Source organism: Paractinoplanes ferrugineus (assembly GCF_016862195.1).
GTDB classification, from domain to species: Bacteria; Actinomycetota; Actinomycetes; order Mycobacteriales; family Micromonosporaceae; genus Actinoplanes; species Actinoplanes ferrugineus.
Genome location: NZ_BOMM01000067.1, coordinates 64,310 through 79,845, shown reverse-complemented (window position 1 = coordinate 79,845; position 15,536 = coordinate 64,310). Strand labels below are relative to the sequence as shown.

Annotated in this window: 12 protein-coding genes; 6 read left to right on the top strand and 6 right to left on the bottom strand. The window is 67.3% G+C overall.

Features of this window, described 5'->3' with window-relative positions; translation table 11 throughout:
* The first annotated feature begins 2 nt into the window (after positions 1–2).
* The gene (locus tag Afe05nite_RS36395) at positions 3–1,679 is read left to right on the top strand and encodes a PAS domain-containing sensor histidine kinase (RefSeq protein ID WP_275407538.1); all 1,677 of its coding nucleotides are present in this window, start codon (positions 3–5) and stop codon (positions 1,677–1,679) included.
* Positions 1,680–2,083: 404 nt separating this feature from the next.
* Here Afe05nite_RS36395 and Afe05nite_RS36390 read toward each other — a convergent pair whose 3' ends face one another.
* On the bottom strand, positions 2,084–3,232 hold the full coding sequence (locus tag Afe05nite_RS36390; protein WP_203821850.1) for an amidohydrolase family protein: 1,149 nt from the start codon (positions 3,230–3,232) through the stop codon (positions 2,084–2,086).
* A 415-nt stretch (positions 3,233–3,647) separates the two neighbouring features.
* Here Afe05nite_RS36390 and Afe05nite_RS36385 point away from each other — a divergent pair, with 415 nt between their 5' ends.
* The 5 genes from Afe05nite_RS36385 to Afe05nite_RS36365 all read left to right on the top strand — a co-directional run bounded on the left by Afe05nite_RS36385 (position 3,648) and on the right by Afe05nite_RS36365 (position 11,506).
* Positions 3,648–5,801: an MMPL family transporter gene (locus Afe05nite_RS36385; protein WP_203821849.1), complete on the top strand. Its 2,154-nt coding sequence runs from the start codon at positions 3,648–3,650 to the stop codon at positions 5,799–5,801.
* A gap of 277 nt (positions 5,802–6,078) precedes the next feature.
* Positions 6,079–6,762 (top strand): response regulator transcription factor, encoded by a 684-nt coding sequence (locus tag Afe05nite_RS36380; RefSeq protein WP_203821881.1) that lies wholly within the window; start codon positions 6,079–6,081, stop codon positions 6,760–6,762.
* 68 nt (positions 6,763–6,830) lie between these two features.
* Positions 6,831–8,207, top strand: a complete 1,377-nt coding sequence (locus tag Afe05nite_RS36375; RefSeq protein ID WP_239118460.1) for a HAMP domain-containing sensor histidine kinase — start codon at positions 6,831–6,833, stop codon at positions 8,205–8,207.
* Positions 8,208–9,169: 962 nt separating this feature from the next.
* Complete coding sequence (locus Afe05nite_RS36370) at positions 9,170–10,408, top strand: MFS transporter (RefSeq protein ID WP_203821847.1); 1,239 nt, start codon at positions 9,170–9,172, stop codon at positions 10,406–10,408.
* 150 nt (positions 10,409–10,558) lie between these two features.
* Positions 10,559–11,506: a diiron oxygenase gene (locus tag Afe05nite_RS36365; RefSeq protein WP_203821846.1), complete on the top strand. Its 948-nt coding sequence runs from the start codon at positions 10,559–10,561 to the stop codon at positions 11,504–11,506.
* Between the two features lie 40 nt (positions 11,507–11,546).
* Here the strand turns inward: Afe05nite_RS36365 and Afe05nite_RS36360 are convergent, their stop codons facing one another.
* The 5 genes from Afe05nite_RS36360 to Afe05nite_RS36340 form a co-directional block, all read right to left on the bottom strand.
* Positions 11,547–12,518 (bottom strand): isocitrate lyase/phosphoenolpyruvate mutase family protein, encoded by a 972-nt coding sequence (locus tag Afe05nite_RS36360; RefSeq protein WP_203821845.1) that lies wholly within the window; start codon positions 12,516–12,518, stop codon positions 11,547–11,549.
* 180 nt (positions 12,519–12,698) lie between these two features.
* The gene (locus Afe05nite_RS36355) at positions 12,699–13,475 is read right to left on the bottom strand and encodes a sugar phosphate isomerase/epimerase family protein (RefSeq protein WP_239118459.1); all 777 of its coding nucleotides are present in this window, start codon (positions 13,473–13,475) and stop codon (positions 12,699–12,701) included.
* 8 nt (positions 13,476–13,483) lie between these two features.
* Positions 13,484–14,560 carry a zinc-binding dehydrogenase gene (locus Afe05nite_RS36350; protein ID WP_203821844.1) on the bottom strand — a complete coding sequence of 359 codons (1,077 nt, stop codon included), beginning with the start codon at positions 14,558–14,560 and terminating at the stop codon, positions 13,484–13,486.
* 27 nt (positions 14,561–14,587) lie between these two features.
* Entirely contained in the window at positions 14,588–15,307 is a 720-nt protein-coding gene (locus Afe05nite_RS36345) for a TauD/TfdA family dioxygenase (RefSeq protein WP_203821843.1), read from the bottom strand.
* Positions 15,308–15,318: 11 nt separating this feature from the next.
* On the bottom strand, positions 15,319–15,504 hold the full coding sequence (locus Afe05nite_RS36340) for a hypothetical protein (protein ID WP_203821842.1): 186 nt from the start codon (positions 15,502–15,504) through the stop codon (positions 15,319–15,321).
* Positions 15,505–15,536: the final 32 nt, after the last annotated feature.

Sequence of the window (15,536 nt, the reverse complement as noted above, 5' to 3'; positions counted from 1 at the left end):
TCGTGAACGATCACGCTGGCGGGCCTCTCGTCGCCATTCACGAGTACCCAACACTCTTCCGGCAGTCGCCGACCCTGATGCTCGTGCTCGATCCCGACCTGAACATCGTCGAGGCCACCAACGCCTACCTCGACGCCACCTTGACCACCCGGGCGCAAGCCATCGGCCGCCTGATTTTCGACGTGTTTCCCGACAATCCCGAAGACCCGCAGGCCACTGGCGTCGCGAACCTGCGCGCGTCGCTGGAACGGGTCCTACGACACCGGAGCCCGGACACCATGGCCGTGCAACGCTACGACGTCCGGCGTCCGAACGACCACGGTCAACCCGAATTCGAGACCCGGTACTGGTCTCCCCGCAACGTGCCGGTGTTCGACCCGTCCGGCCAGATCATCTACATCCTGCACCGCGCCGAGGACGTCACCGACTTCGTCAAAACACCACCTGAGGCTCCGCAATCCCCGGTTGCCGCACCCGGCGCACCCTCGGTGGACCTGCTGCACGCCGAGCTGGTGCGCCGGACGCAAGAGCTGCAAGCCTCCAACCAAGCGCTGCGTGACGCCGACAACGCCAAGACCGAGTTCCTGTCGCGCGCGAGCCACGAACTGCGCACACCGATGAACTCCGTGCTCGGCTTCGCCCACCTTCTCACCATCCAAAATCTGGATCAGCCGTACCACGACTGGGTCGTGATGATCCTCAAAGCAGGCCGGCACCTGCTCGCCCTCCTCGACGACATCCTCGACATCTCCCGCATCGAATCCGGCCACCTCACCGTATCGACGCAGAACGTGCCGGTGGTTTCCATCCTGGGCGACTCAGCCGACCTCGTCCGTACCCTCGCCCAGGACCACGACGTGACCATGCGCCTGCCGCCCGGATCCGACCAGACCCGGGTCACCGCTGATCCCAACCGGTTGCGGCAGGTGTTGACGAACCTGCTGTCCAATGCGGTCAAGTACAACCGGCCCGGCGGTACCGTGACCGTCGACCTGAGCAGCACACCTGGTGGATCGGTCCGACTGACCGTCACCGACACCGGGCGAGGCATCACTCCCGACGGATTGCGGAAGCTGTTCAACCCGTTCGAACGCCTCGACGCTCAGAAGCAGGGCATCGAAGGCACCGGCCTCGGGCTGGCTCTCTCGCGCCATCTCGTCGAAGTCATGAACGGCACCATCATGGCCACCAGTACGCCTGGTACCGGCAGCAGCTTCACGGTTTCCTTGCCCGCCGCCACGGACACGGCCGGAGTCCAGGACCCCGCCGCCGCCGACCCGCGGCCACCGGTGAAACGCGAATACCGGGAAACAAGACAGGTCCTGTACGTCGAGGACGTCACCGACAACGTGATCCTGGTCGAGCAAGCCCTCCGCCAACGGCCGTCGATCACCCTGACCCCCGCCGGCCTCGGTACCACCGCACTCCGGCAGGCCTACGCCGAACTGCCCGACCTGATCCTGCTCGACCTGCACTTACCCGATATCGCCGGCGAAGAGGTGATGCGCCGCCTGCGCACCGAATCGGGGACCCGGCAGATTCCGATAGTCATCCTCACCGCCGACGCGACCCGGAATACGTCTCAGCGTCTACTCGACGCCGGAGCAGATGCCCTCCTCACCAAACCGGTCGACATTCCCCTCCTGCTGACCACGCTTGACCAGTTCCTTGACAACTGATCCAGGCCCGGCGCGGTGGTCCAGCCGGCGCGGCCTTTGACAGCGCGGCGAACAGCGCGGACAGCCCGGGAGCCAGCAGCAGGGCAAGTGCCGGGAACAGGCCGACCGCGACTCCCGAGTGCGGCGCCCAGGTCCTGGTGGTCCGAGAGCGCTCGGGCGGTCGGGGAAGGCGTTACCGATCAGGCCGAGGCGGCGAGCAACGAGCGCCGCGCCGCCCAGCGACCCTGCCGCGAGCAATGGTGAGGGTCAGGAACGTGCGGCGGCGGCCGTAGTCGTCGCCGAGGGCGCCGCGGCCGCGAGCGTGATCGCCCGGCTCGAGCCCTCGCGCACCGGCTGTCGATGACCGAGCGGGTCGGCGCGCTGGGGATCACAGAAGAGTTGGCGTCGCTGCCGGCGCCGGCGCGTCACTTCCCGGGTAGTTTCATTTTGAACAGTTTCTCCGCGTTACGGAACGCAATCTTTTCCTTGTCCTCGCGTGGCAGATCGACTCCGCGGAACCAGTCGGTCTGCTCCTTGATGTCCGCGAACGGGTAGTCGGTTGCGAACATCACTCGATCCACGCTTATGTGCTTCAGCAGGAGAGTGAGTAGATGGGTCTGGGGGAATGCGCTGGTGGTGATCCAGAAGTTGTCCTGGAAGTACTGCGCGAAGGGCTTCTTGAGCGAGCTTTCGGTCGGCTCGCCCATGTCATTGACGATCCGCTCGTAGTAGAAGGGAAGACCTTCGCCCATATGGCCGATGATGATTTTCAGTTTGGGGAATCTGTCGAATACCCCGTACGTGATCATCCGAATGCACTGGGTCAGCACCTCCTGGTGCCAGCCATATCCGGATCCACTGAAGATGTAGGGTTGGAACTCTTTCGCGTACTGCGACCGCGTGGTGTCGTACAGGATCTTGAAGATCTCGCCGGCTGGATAGCCGGGGTGCAGGTAGATCGGCACATCGAGAGCAACGGCACGTGCCAACACCGGCTCGAAATCGGGATGATCGAGATACTTCTTCGTGATGTGTCCGTTGGTCAGTGCGCCCAAGAAGCCATCTTCCTTGACCGAGCGTTCCAGTTCGTCCGCCGCCGCCTCCGGGCTCTGCAAGGGCAGGGTGGCGAAAGCCTTGAAACGGCCCGGATGTTTGGCGATCGGCCCTTCTACAAGTAGCCGGTTGAGACGATAGGCAAAGTCGACGCCCTTCTTCCCAGGAACATTTTGTACGGACGGCGTATGGGCCGAGAGGATTTGAACGTCGAGCCCCCCGGTGTCCATGTCGTCGATGCGGCGTCGTCCTAGATCCGCAAGACCGATCTCCGTAAGGAACGCGATATGGTCCGCATTAATGGAGTTCAGCTTCAACAACTCGGGAGTTGAAAATGTCTCCTCCGCGCCGATGAAGCGCAGGTCCCGGTCTCGCTGGTAGATGTCCGCGTTCCGGTCCGGATCCTTTTCAGGAGTCTTGTCGTCGCTCGCTGCCGAGGCGATGGCATGCGTGGACACGCCGGCGCCGATACCGAGTGCCGTGGCTGCGGCCAGGAAGCTACGGCGTCCCATGGAGTTCATGTCAGTCCCTCTTCCGGTGTGTTCTGTCCGACGCCGAATTCGTACCGAGCGAATCTGAGACGGACGTTAGAAATGCTCAGGGCGGTCGCCCGAGCCAGGCGCCCCGCCGCATGCCTCCGCTACCGCGGCGCGGGCGGCTTGCCCTGGCCGTGGACGTCAGTGCTCGGCCGCCCCTGGATGCCAACGACGAACAGTCACGGCGCTCCTGTCGAGCCTGGTCGACCACGCGGCTGCGCCCTCGTACACCGCACGGGTGAACACCGTCACCACCCGGACGGACCGGTCGAGTCGTCGTATTCCTCATCCGACCCAACCGCTGTCAACCGGTCTGATCAGCACATTAATGCTCGTCTCAGATTCGCTCGGTACGAACTCGGCGTCGGACAAGCGATGTAACGCTGGCGTAGGAGGAAAGATGGCAGTCAATGTAGCGCCGACCAGGGAAACGCCGCCCGGCCGGTTGGCGAGCCGGTGGGTACCGTGGCTGGTGATCGGCTTGTGGGTGGCGCTGGCGGCGGTCATGGTGCCGCTGAGCGGAAAGCTGAGCTCGGTGACCAAAGACAGGGCCGTGGACGCCCTGCCCGCCAGCGCCGACTCCACCAAGGTGGCGGCACTGGCGGACAAGCTTCCCGGTGGTGAGGAAAACACGTTCGTCTTCGTGTATCACCGGGCCGGCGGTGTCACCGCCGACGACCGTGCGGCGGCCGAGCATCACTACAAGACCATGGCCACGCGGTACCCGCCGAAGGTGACACCGCCGGCCATCGAGAACGACGAGGGCCCGCCGACGCAGATCTCCAACGACGGCAAGGCGATGATGTTCACCCTCAACGTGAGCGCGAGCTACGGCGAACCGGCGGTCCTCATCGGCCCGATGCGCGACACCGCGAAGGACCGCCCGGCCGGCCTGGACCTCGACGTGACCGGCCCGGCCGGGATCGACGCCGATATGGACGCTGTCTTCGACGGCATCGACGTGCAGGTCTTCCTGACCACCGTCATCGTCGTCACCATCCTGCTCATCCTCACCTACCGCAGCCCGGTGTTGTGGTTCATCCCGCTGATGGCGGTGGGCGTGGCCGCGCTGACCTCGATGGCGACCGTCTACCTGCTCGTCGAGGGCTTCGGCCTCGTGATCAACAGCCAGAACTCGGCGCTGCTGACGATTCTGGTGTTCGGCGTCGGCACGGACTATGCGCTGTTGCTCATCGCCCGATATCGGGAGGCACTGCACCAGCACCAGAACGTCCGAGTCGCGATGCTCCACGCACTCCGCGGCGCGGCGCCGGCCATCGTCGCATCTGCGGCCACGGTCATCGCCGGCCTGCTTTGCCTGCTCGCCGCGGACCTGAACGAAACCCGTGGGCTGGGCCCGATCGGTGCGGCCGGCATCCTGTGCGCCCTGGTGGCCATGCTGACCCTGTTCCCGGCCGTGCTCGTGGTGCTCGGCCGGCGGATCTTCTGGCCGGCCATCCCACGGTTCGGCACGGCCATGCAGCAGAAGCCAGGGCTGTGGGGACGCCTCGGTGCCGCCATCAGCCGCCGCCGGTGGATGGCGACGCTCGCTTCGCTGGGAATCCTCGGCGTGCTCACCGTCGGGCTGACTGGCAACACCAGCACCCTGCGGGAGCAGGACCAGTTCCTGTCCACGCCGGAATCGGTCGCCGGCTTCACCGTTCTGCGCGAGCACTTCCCGGAGCTCGGGGGTCAGCCGATGACGGTCTTCACCCGGGCGGCGTACCAGAAGCAGGTTCTCGACGTCGTCAAGCACACCCCCGGCGTGGCACAGGTCGAAACGGGTGAGACCAAGGAGGGCTGGGTCGACATCTCGGTGTTCCCGAAGGACGCGCCGGACACCACCGCGGAGTACGACACGATCAGGCGGGTGCGCACCGCCGTGCACACGGTGGACGGGGCGGAAGCGATCGTCGGCGGGCCCAGCGCAGAGCACCTCGACACCGACGTGACCACCAGGCGCGATCAGAAGGTGGTGATCCCGCTGGTACTCGCCGTCGTCCTGATCATCCTCGGGCTGCTGCTGCGCGCAATCGTGGCCCCGCTGATGCTGATGGCCACCGTGATCGTCTCCTTCGGCGCAGCCTTCGGCGGCGGCGTGTTCATCTTCGACACGGTCCTCGGGTTCAAGGGCATCGACTACTCGGTACCTCTGCTGGCCTTCATGTTCCTGGTGGCGCTCGGCGTCGACTACAACATCTTCCTGACCCACCGGGCCCGGGAAGAGACCGTGCGCCTCGGCACCAGAGACGGCATCCTCAAGGCACTCTCCGCCACCGGCGGCGTCATCACCTCGGCCGGCCTGGTCCTGGCGGCCACGTTCGCGGTCCTCGTCTCACTTCCGCTGGTGATGCTGGTCGAGCTCGGATTCCTGGTCGCCTTCGGGGTGCTGCTCGACGCCCTGCTGGTGCGGTCGGTCCTGGTACCCGCCCTCACCCTGCTGATCGGTCGCCGGATCTGGTGGCCCAGCCGGCTGTCCCGGCCGGCTGCGGAGACGCCGCCGCCCGGGCGGCAATCGCTCGCCGCCGACCAGGAGCCCGCACTGCAACGGTGAACGCTGCGGCACGGACTGGATCCAGGACGGGTAGCCGGCCCGTCCCGGATCTTCTCCCGTGCCCGGCGCGGGTCTTCCTCAGTCCGTGACAGACGTAGTAGGCCGGCGCGCAAGCACTCATACGGCGTCAGACGAGCAGCCGGTGCCCACGGCCGGGCCGCGCGCAGATCCAACTACCGGTCGATCAAGCGGCAGTGTCTTTAATACTGACCTCAGGTTGATCAGGGAGGATCAGCGCCGAAGGCATCGGTTAGAGGGGTGGGCCGGCGTGCGGATCATGATTGCGGATGATGAGGCGGCCATCCGTGAGTCGCTGGAGCGCGTGCTCCAGGTCGAGGGGTATGACACCAGCACCGTCGCCAACGGTCTCGCCGTACTCGACGGGGTCGCCGGGGCCGGCGGTGACACGCTGGATCTGCTGATCCTGGACGTGATGATGCCCCGTCTCGGCGGGTTGGAGACCTGCCGGCGGTTGCGGGCGGCGGGCCGGGATCTGCCGGTGTTGATGCTGACCGCCCGAGATCAGGTCGCCGACCGGGTCGCGGGGCTGGACGCTGGCGCGGACGACTATCTGCCCAAGCCGTTCGCCACCGAGGAGTTGCTGGCCCGGGTGCGGGCCCTGCTGCGCCGGCGCGCGCCGGCCGGCGGGGAGTCGCCGGTCCTGTCGTTCGCCGACGTACGGCTCGATCCCGACCGGTTCGAGGCGTGGCGTGGCGGGCGCCCGCTGCGCCTGACCCGGACCGAGTTCTCCCTCCTGGAGGTCCTGGTGCGCAACGCGACCCGGGTGCTGGGTCGCGACGCGCTGTTCGAGGCGATCTGGGGTTTCGACATGAGCACCACCGCCAACAACCTCCAGGTGTACGTGAGCTATCTGCGCCGCAAGATGGAGGCCGAGGATGAACCCCGATTGATCTATACGCTGCGTGGACTGGGATACACGTTGCGGGAGACACCTCCGTGACCAGGTCCGGGGGCCGGAAGCCGCGTCGGTGGATCCGGTGGTGGCGCCGGCAGTCCTTGCGGACCAGAATGACGGTGATCGCGGCGACCGCCATCGCGGTCAGCGTATTCGTGTCCTTCCAGGTCGCCAGCGAGCTGATGGACCGCAAGCTACGGGCCACCGCCGAGGCTCAGCTGCACGCCGACTCCCGCGTCCTGGCAGCCAACGCGGATCGCGCCGGACTGGCGCAGGTTCCGCTGCCGCCGTACCCCGGAACCGGCAGGCTGGTGCGGGTCATCCTGCCCGGCGGTTCGACCCGGACGCCAGTAGGCCAGCCGGCGCTGCCCCCGGTCAGTGAGGACGCCCGGCGCGTGGTGCAAGGCGCCGCTCCCGACCTGCTGGAGTCGACCGACTGGAACGACGGCTACCGCGTCTACACGCTGCGGGTGGGTGACGGCGCGGTTCAGGTGGCCGACCTTGCCGACGACAGCCCGATCAACGAGTTCGGGTTCGGGATGCTGTTGATCGGGCTGTTCTGCGTGGCCGGGGGCGCCCTGGTCGGGCGGACCGTGGCCCGGACCGGGCTGGCACCGATCGACCGGCTGACCGCCGCCGCGGTACATGTCGCGCAGACCCGGAATCTCGACGCCGACATCCCGGACGAGGGCGGCGGGGAGATCCGGCGGCTGACTCAGTCGATCAACGACATGCTCACCGCGCTGCGGGACTCCCGGCAGTCCCAGCGGCTGCTCGCCGAGGACGCAGCGCACGAGCTCAAGACGCCGCTCACCAGCCTGCGCCTCAACGTCGAGCTGCTGATCCGGCTCGATCGGCGCGGCACCCTGGAAAGCGCGCTGCCGGCGGCGAGCCGTAGCCGGCTGCTCCATGATCTCGGCGCCCAGCTGGCCGAGCTGAGCACCCTCGCCACCGAGTTGACCGAGGTGGCCCGCGGCGATGTCAGCGACGAGAGCACCGAGCTTATCGACCTCGCCGACGTGGTGGTGGCCGCCGCGACCCGGGCGCGTTCGCGCATGCCCGACATTGAGGTCATGCTCGACGTGAGCTCCGTGTGGGTGAGTGGGCGGCCCGCCGCGCTGCAGCGGGCTGTGCTCAACCTCATCGACAACGCCGGCAAGTGGTCCCCCGCGGACCAGCCGGTCCAGGTCCGGCTCCTGACCGAGGGCGCGTGGGCGTTGCTCGAGGTCGACGACGCCGGCCCGGGTATCGACGCCGCCGACGTACCGCGGGTGTTCGACCGGTTCTACCGTGCCGACAGCGCCCGGGCGTTGCCGGGATCCGGTCTCGGACTGTCGATCGTGCGGCGGGTCGTCGACGCCCACGGCGGCCGGACCGGCGTCGCCCGCTCCGCCCGCGGTGGCGCGCTGCTTCAGGTCAGTCTTCCGGCCGCCTCCCCGCCCTCCGCGAGCAAGTGGTCGGCCGCCGGGGACGACACCGCGGTGCGCTGATACGCCTCTGGGGGCGCGGTTTGCAGATGGCGAGCTGGACGAGGTCGACATGGATGCCGAGACCATGCCGGCCGGTCGTTCAACCCACCGCATGATCTCTACGATCCTGACCTGGCGCGGTGGGAGACCAGCACGGATAAGTTCGAGCAGCTGTGGCGCAACGCTCGCGGAGAAGGCGAGCACCTCTGACCCACATCGGCACCCGTCGGCCCCATGCACGGCCATGCGCATGCCCGTGAGCCGAACCGGCGAACCGCCCATCACCTTCCGCAACGATCGGTTCGCGGCGATCCTCGAGCGGGTGGTTCGCCAAGCACCTCGGATGGTGGTGCGATTCCTTCGAGCCACGGTGCCGGGCTTCCGATCCGGTCACCGCGTGGACGTCTTTCTCGGCTGGCACGGACGGCATGCGTCTCAGCGATGCAGTGGAGAAAGCTGCCGGATGTCAACGGCCATTTGAACTTCCCCGCTGTGAGTCCCCCGTTCGACGGAGCGGTCCCAGTTCACCGCCGACGCCCCCACCATCGTCAGTGCTGCCTACCAGCAAGATCCTCGCCGTCCTGGGCACAGTGAGATGCGCGACACCATCAACCGCGACAGGCTGCGACAGCCCGTCGACCAGCTCGAACAAGCCATCCGCCCAAGCGATGAAACAGTCATGCACCTCGCCGCGGAACCGCCCCAACTTGATCCTCCTTGAGTAGATTTGAGCGTCTACATCACAGAGTGACCAAGTGGCCGCTTCATACCTATCCCCCCGCTGAGGGACAAAACCGCTACCCGACCTTAAAACGTGAGTCAAATAGAAAAGTCCAGAAATTATCATTACCCATACGGCGGGCACTGCCTCCGACCGACTTGTCGACCGCGATAAAAGGAACTAAGCCACATTTACCGATATAAAATTACGTCTTGTAGTAGCGTGATCGAGATCCACTGTGGTGTCAAGGTAAGGAGTCACGTTGGCGGAAACCGCGAAGCACGGTACCGATTCACGCACGTTCTGGAAGTTCTGGACGGCCTCCGCGATCAGCACGACGGGAACCGGCATCAGCACCGTGGCTCTGCCCCTGGTCGCGCTGAGCACCCTCAACCCGTCGAACTTCGAGATGGGGTTGCTGACCGCCGCCGGCTACGCGGCGATCGTGGTGATCGGACTGCCCGCGGGTGTCATCGTGCAGCGATATCCGCTCCGGGGTCTTCAGGTCGTCACGAACCTGGTGCAGGCGGCGGCCATGCTGACGATCCCCGTCGCCGTCTGGCTTGACCTGCTCAGCCTCGCTCAACTGCTGGTGGTCGCGCTGGTGGTCGGTCTGGCCGGAAGCCTCTTCGACGTGGCGAACTCCACCGCGATGCCGCGCATCGTGCCCCGCGAGCAGCTGGTCGCCCGCAACGGCCTGATCTCCGGCACCTTCGCGACCACTCAGACGGTGGGGCCGGCGTTGGGCGGCCTGCTCGTGCAGACCGCCGGCGCAGCGGCCGGCATCTTGACCGATGCGGTCAGTTACCTCGTTTCCGCTGTGATCCTCGGCCGGACCGATGCGCTGCCCAGCACTCCGCCGCCGGCCGAGCGGGTCTCGCTCTCCCGGCAGATCGGCGAGGGGCTACGTTTCGTGTTCGGCCATCCGGTGATCCGCCCGTCGGTCATCGCCGCCACCGCGGTCAACTTCGCCGCCGGCGCGGTGTTCGCCGTCATGTCCCCGTTTCTCGTTCGTTCGCTCGGCCTGGGGCCGGGACAAGTGGGTCTGATGTTCGCGCTGGACGGCGTGGGCACGGTGGTGGGCGCCGCCGCGGTCGCGCCCCTCAGCCGGCGATTCGGCAGTGGGCGGATGGTGCTCGTCGCCGTCCTCGGCGGAGCATTGCTCTCACTCTTCATGCCGTTGGCCTCCGGCCGGTTCGCGCTGATCTCCTTCGGTATCGGCGTGACCGGCTTCGCGGCGGGGGTCGTGATGCTGTCGGTGCTGACCCGTACGCATCGGCAGACCGTCTCTCCGCCGGAGATACTCCCCCGCGTCATGGCCTCGGTTCGTTTCGTCTCCTGGAGCGCCATCCCGATCGGATCTCTGGTGGCCGGCACCTTGGCGCAGCTGTGGGAGCCCCGCGCCGGTCTGGCCGCGGCGGCGGTGGCCGCGGCGGCGGCGCCCCTGGCCCTGGGGAGCAGCCGGGTGCGGCGGCTTCACCATCTGGAGGACGCCGCGTGAGGTGTGCGGACGAGTCCGGCCACCGGACTCCCGGACTTCCGCCGACGGTTCACCGAAGCGCTCGGCGCCCGAGCGAATAGGAATTCCAGCTACCTTTCGGAGAACACCGAAACAGTGTCCGATATCCGCACGCCGGGTATCGTGCACGGCATGACGATGTCAGCGCATCGCGTGGTTCCCGTTTATCGGAGCGCATTCGAAAGATGGGAAAAGCGCGCCGGCGTACGCGTCAAGCCGCGCCGGGAAATGGCCGCGGACGAGCCGTCGGACACCTATTTCCCGCCGGAGCTCGTGCCGGCGGCCGGGCATCCTCTGGTCGTCGCCCGAGGGCCGGCCGCACCGAAGCGGATTCTCACCTCCCGGTTGTTCCAGTATCTGCACTTCACCACCGAGCTCGAGGCCACCGCGGTGATCCCGGTGACCATCGACATCAGCCTCGGCCGGTCCGGCCTGCACCTACCCGTTCGCATGCTGCGGGACGCGTTCTGCATCACCACCGACGAGGCATGGCACGCACAATTCTCGAACGACCTCATGGAGCAGGTCTCCGAACACACCGGTGTCCCGATAGCATTGCCGGCCCGGCCGCAATTCATCGACCGCTTGGCGAAAGTGCGACACGATCTCGACGGGGAGATTCGCGGAAGCGCGTCCATCGCTTTCAGCGTGGTGAGTGAAACGCTCATTTCGGCCATCCTCTCGGATCTGCCCAAAGACCCGCGCCTGCCCCGCGTCGTGCGAAGCGTGGTCGCCGACCACGCCGAGGACGAGGGCCGTCACCACGCCTACTTCCACTGCCTGCTGGGCGAGTTCTGGACGGCGCTGTCGACCGCACAGCGCCGCGAGCTCGGCCCGGTCTTCCCGGACCTGATCCGGATCTTCCTGGAGCCGGACTACCGGGCGGTGAGCTACGCACTGTTCGAGCTCGGGCTCACCGACGACGAGGTGGCCGAGGTGATGCACGACAGCTACCCGGCCGAGAGCGTCACCCGCGACATCGCCGCCGCCGCCGGCGCGACGGTCCGTTACCTGGGTGACGTCGGCGCACTGGACGACCCGAAGACGCTTGACGCTTTCCACCGCGCAGGTCTGGTCTGAGCACCGGGCCAAGTGCCCGGCGCTTCCGGCCGTGACCGGCTCAGCGTTCGCCGGTCAGCTGCGGCACGCCCTCCCAGGGCGTGTCACCGAGCACGTCGTTCATCCCGACCAGCTCGAAGAGCTCACCGAGGGTGGTCATCGACGACTCCACCTCGGCACTCGAGTCGTGCTTGGCGATGGAGGCCAGCGTCTCGGTCACGGCCTTGGTGGACGCCCGGATCGCCTGGTTCGCATAGATGATGCCGCTGATGCCCATCGCGCTCAGTTCCCGGGCGGTGACGTCGGCGTACGTGGTCGGCACGCAGAACACCGGGGCGCCGCGACCGGTCTGTTGCCAGCGCTCGCAGAACCCCCTGATCTCCCCGGCGTGTGCCGCCCGGCTGTGGATCAGCAGCGCGTCCGCGCCGGCCTCGTGGTAGAGCTCGGCCCGCGACAGCGCGTCGTCCATGCCGGCTCCGGCGATCAGCGACTCCAGCCGCGCGATCACCATGAACTCGGTGCCGCCCTGGGCTGCCTTGGCGACCGCGATCTTGCGCGCGAAGACACCCGGGTCCTCCAGCTCGTTCCCGCCCCGGAAACTGTTGCGCTTCGGGTACTGCTTGTCCTCGATGCAGATCGCATCGATTCCCGCCGCCTCGTAGAGCTGCACCATGCGGCGCACGACATTGACGTCGCCGAAACCGGCGTCGACATCGGCAATGATGGGCAGGTCGCACGCCGCGCGCATCTGAATGGCGGCGTTGAGGAACTCGGTCATGGTGAGCAAACCGGCGTCGGCTACCCGGAAAGACGACGAAATGCCGAGACCACCGGCCCAGATGGCGTCAAATCCCGCATTCTCGGAGAGCGTTGCCGTAAGCCCGTCATGAGCACCCATTACTCGCAGGTATGCCAGAGTTTCGAGCTTGTTACGAAGACGACCGTTCACCATTGCGAACTCCCCCGCGTACTTCGGAATAACGTTCCTACGTGCAGTTTTCCGCACCGTGCGACGGCGGACGTCGCGGAACACAGAATTGATTTTTGCCACTGCAATTCCACCACACGAACCGCGCCCTCACAAGGCCGATTCGCGACCGGAACAGCCGCTCCGGCCATTTGCTGCTGTCGTCACGGTTAATTAGCCGAAATTCTAAGCAAAGTCCGGCGCGGTTTATCCGGGCCGGCGCCGCCCGATTCTCCGGGCGGATCGTCAGCCACGGCCCAGCAAGGCCGGCACCGGGGCCAGAGCCACGGCGGGAGGGCCGCTGAGCACGCGGCACTCGATCGTCAGCCACCCCTCGTAACCGCTTTCCTCGAGCGCCGCCAGGGTTCCGGCCCAGTCGTAGTGACCGGCGCCCGGCTCAAGTCGGTTGGTGTCGGAGACCTGGACATGCGCGAGCACACCCGCGTGCCGGCGCAGCGCCGCCGCGGGATCCACCTCCTCGATGTTCATGTGGAACGTGTCGGCCATCAGCTTCACCGAGGGCAGCCCGACCTCGTCGATGAGCGAGGCCCCCTCCGCCAGCGTGTTGACCATGTAATCCTCGTAGCGGTTGAGCGGCTCGAGAAGAAGGACGGCACCCACCGCCCGGGCGTGCTCGCCCAGCTCCGTCAAGCCCTCCAGGAGCACCTTGCGGTCCTCGGCGGCCGAGCGGGGCGGGTCCGACCGCGACAACCGCTTGGAGAAGATCCCGAACGAGGCCGGCGTGATCGCACCGAAGCCGCCGGCCTCGACGATCACCGAGAGCAGCGTCTTCATGGTCCGGATGGCGATCCTTCGCCGGTCGGCGTCGAAGTCACCGATGAAGTGGTCGTCCGCCAGGCAGACCGTGGGCATCACCACTCCCGCCCGGCGCGCGCGCTCGAGCTCGTCGACGCGGCCGGCGAACTCGGGGCCACCGCGCAGCTCGATGCCGTCGAAGCCGAGCTCGGCCGCGAACTGCCATTTCTCCTGCAACGACCGCCCCTCCAGCGATCGGTCCTGCACACCCAGCCTCATCCCACCGCGCATCGGCCACCGTCCTCGAATTGGAGCACCATCTGCAGGCCACGCTCCGACGGGTCGTCGAGCCGGGCGAACGCCTCCGTGGCCCGTTCCACCGGCAGCACGTCGGTGACCAGAGGCTCGAGCTGGAGCCGGCCGGAGGCCGCGAGGCCCATCACGGTGCGCTGCAGCCGCTCGTCGTTCCACCGGTGACTCAGCCCGGGAGCGACCCCGGAGATCTGTGAGCACCGCAGGTCGACGCGGTTGTGGTGAAACTCCTCCCCGAGCGCGAGTCCGCCGCCTCCGCCCTGGAAGAACCCGGCCGCCACGACCCGGGAGTTGTAGGCGACCGACCGGATCGCCTCGTGCAGGGCCTGGTACGAGCCGGTCACCTCGAGCGCGACATCGGCTCCCCGCCCGCCGGTGAGTTCCCGGACGCGCTCGCTGATCGCACCGTCACCGGCGTTGATCGTGTGCGGGGCGCCGAGCGAGACGGCCGTCTTCAGCCGGTCGTCGTGCGGGTCGACGGCGATGACCTCGGCGCCGTTCAGGCGTGCCAGCTGGGCCACGATCTGACCCGGCACCCCGAGACCGAAGACGGCGGCCGTCTCGCCGACGTGGAGATCGGCGTCGAGCACCACGTTGAGGGCGATGGCGCCGATCTGCGAGAAGACGCCGAGCAGCGGGTTGCTCTGCGCCGGCAGCTTGCGCACCCGCGCGTACGCATCCGGTTTGACCACCGAACTACGGTGTCCCCACTTCCCCCAGACGACATCGCCCGCCGCGACCCCCTGCGCCGCGGGGCCCACCTCGACGATCACGCCGACCTCTTCGTGGCCCTTACCGACGATCGGGTACGTCAGGGTGCTCGCCCTCCCGTCGTCACCCACCGGCCGGAACAGACGCTGGTCAGCATCCCACTGCTTGCCGAGGTACGGGTTGGTGCCTCGGTAGTACGACATCTCCGTACCGGCGGAGATCCCGGAGAACAGCGTCGCGATCCGTACCCCGGACGGGCTCAGTTCCTCGTCCGGCTCCTCGCCGACGGTCACGGTGCGGGGCGCTTCGAACTTCACGACGAGGCCCACGTCTTCCCCTTTCTCCTGCCGTCGCCATCAACTCGCGGAGGACTTCGCGCCGACCATGATGCGCAGCATCTCCCGCCGGCCCGAGTACGACCGGCGCCCGTGGAACCAGAGGTCGTTGCGCAACGCGTACCCCTTGCCCGGCTCCAGCGCGAACGCCAGCTCGGTGTCCGCGAACGCCCGGTCCAGCGCCGGCAGCGCGCGGGCGGCGTTCGGCGCGAAATAGATGTACGGGTCGAAGCGCAGCCGCACCTCCTGCACCACTCCGTCGTGCATCCGGAAGACGGGGCTCACCATCTCCTCGTCGCCGGTCCGGAAGATCGCCGCGTCGTCCTCGCAGAACGCCTGGAACGCCTCGGGGTCGATCTCGTTCAGCCGGGCGGCCACGTCCGCGCCGCGCAGGACGGTCGCCTCGCCGCCCTCGCTGCTCGTGCCGCGGCACCACAGCAGCAACACCCGCGGTGGCTGCTTGGCGGCCGGTCGGTCGGTGTGCGGCAGAAGGGTCTCCCGGGTGAAGCCGACCCCACGCTCCACGCCGAGCCCCGGGGTGTCCCGCAGATAGGTGATGCCGCGGGCGTCGGCGTCGCGGTGCGGCAGCACGACGCCGTACTCCTCGGCCGCGGCGAGCAGGGCCTCCTCGCCGTCGCACTCGAAGGTCGCGAAGCCGTCACCGTTCTCCATCGCGTCGTGCAACAGACTGCCGGAGAGGCGTCCCATGTGCTTGGGCAGGCTCAGGCTTGGCAGTGTCATAGGAGTCTCCTTCACGAGGTGATCCGGGTCGCCCGGGATCGTTCTCCCGGTGCATCGGCGCGACCGGCCGGCACGATCCAATAGCTGACCGTCCGGCGGCTGCGCCGTCGGGACAATGGGTCATGCAGGAGTCGACTCAGCCAGCCGATCGGTGTGGCCAGCAGGAAGTAGACGACTCCCAGAAGCAGGGTTGCCATCGATTCGCGTCCTTCACGGTGACAGGGTCCGG

What these genes read in the sequence shown, in the direction of transcription:
- Afe05nite_RS36365 (WP_203821846.1), top strand. Translation starts at nt 10,559, where the DNA reads ATGACGATGTCAGCGCATCGCGTGGTTCCCGTTTATCGGAGCGCATTC.
- Afe05nite_RS36390 (WP_203821850.1), bottom strand. Translation starts at nt 3,232, where the DNA reads ATGAACTCCATGGGACGCCGTAGCTTCCTGGCCGCAGCCACGGCACTC.
- Afe05nite_RS36340 (WP_203821842.1), bottom strand. Translation starts at nt 15,504, where the DNA reads ATGGCAACCCTGCTTCTGGGAGTCGTCTACTTCCTGCTGGCCACACCG.
- Afe05nite_RS36345 (WP_203821843.1), bottom strand. Translation starts at nt 15,307, where the DNA reads ATGACACTGCCAAGCCTGAGCCTGCCCAAGCACATGGGACGCCTCTCC.
- Afe05nite_RS36385 (WP_203821849.1), top strand. Translation starts at nt 3,648, where the DNA reads ATGGCAGTCAATGTAGCGCCGACCAGGGAAACGCCGCCCGGCCGGTTG.
- Afe05nite_RS36380 (WP_203821881.1), top strand. Translation starts at nt 6,079, where the DNA reads ATGATTGCGGATGATGAGGCGGCCATCCGTGAGTCGCTGGAGCGCGTG.
- Afe05nite_RS36375 (WP_239118460.1), top strand. Translation starts at nt 6,831, where the DNA reads ATGACGGTGATCGCGGCGACCGCCATCGCGGTCAGCGTATTCGTGTCC.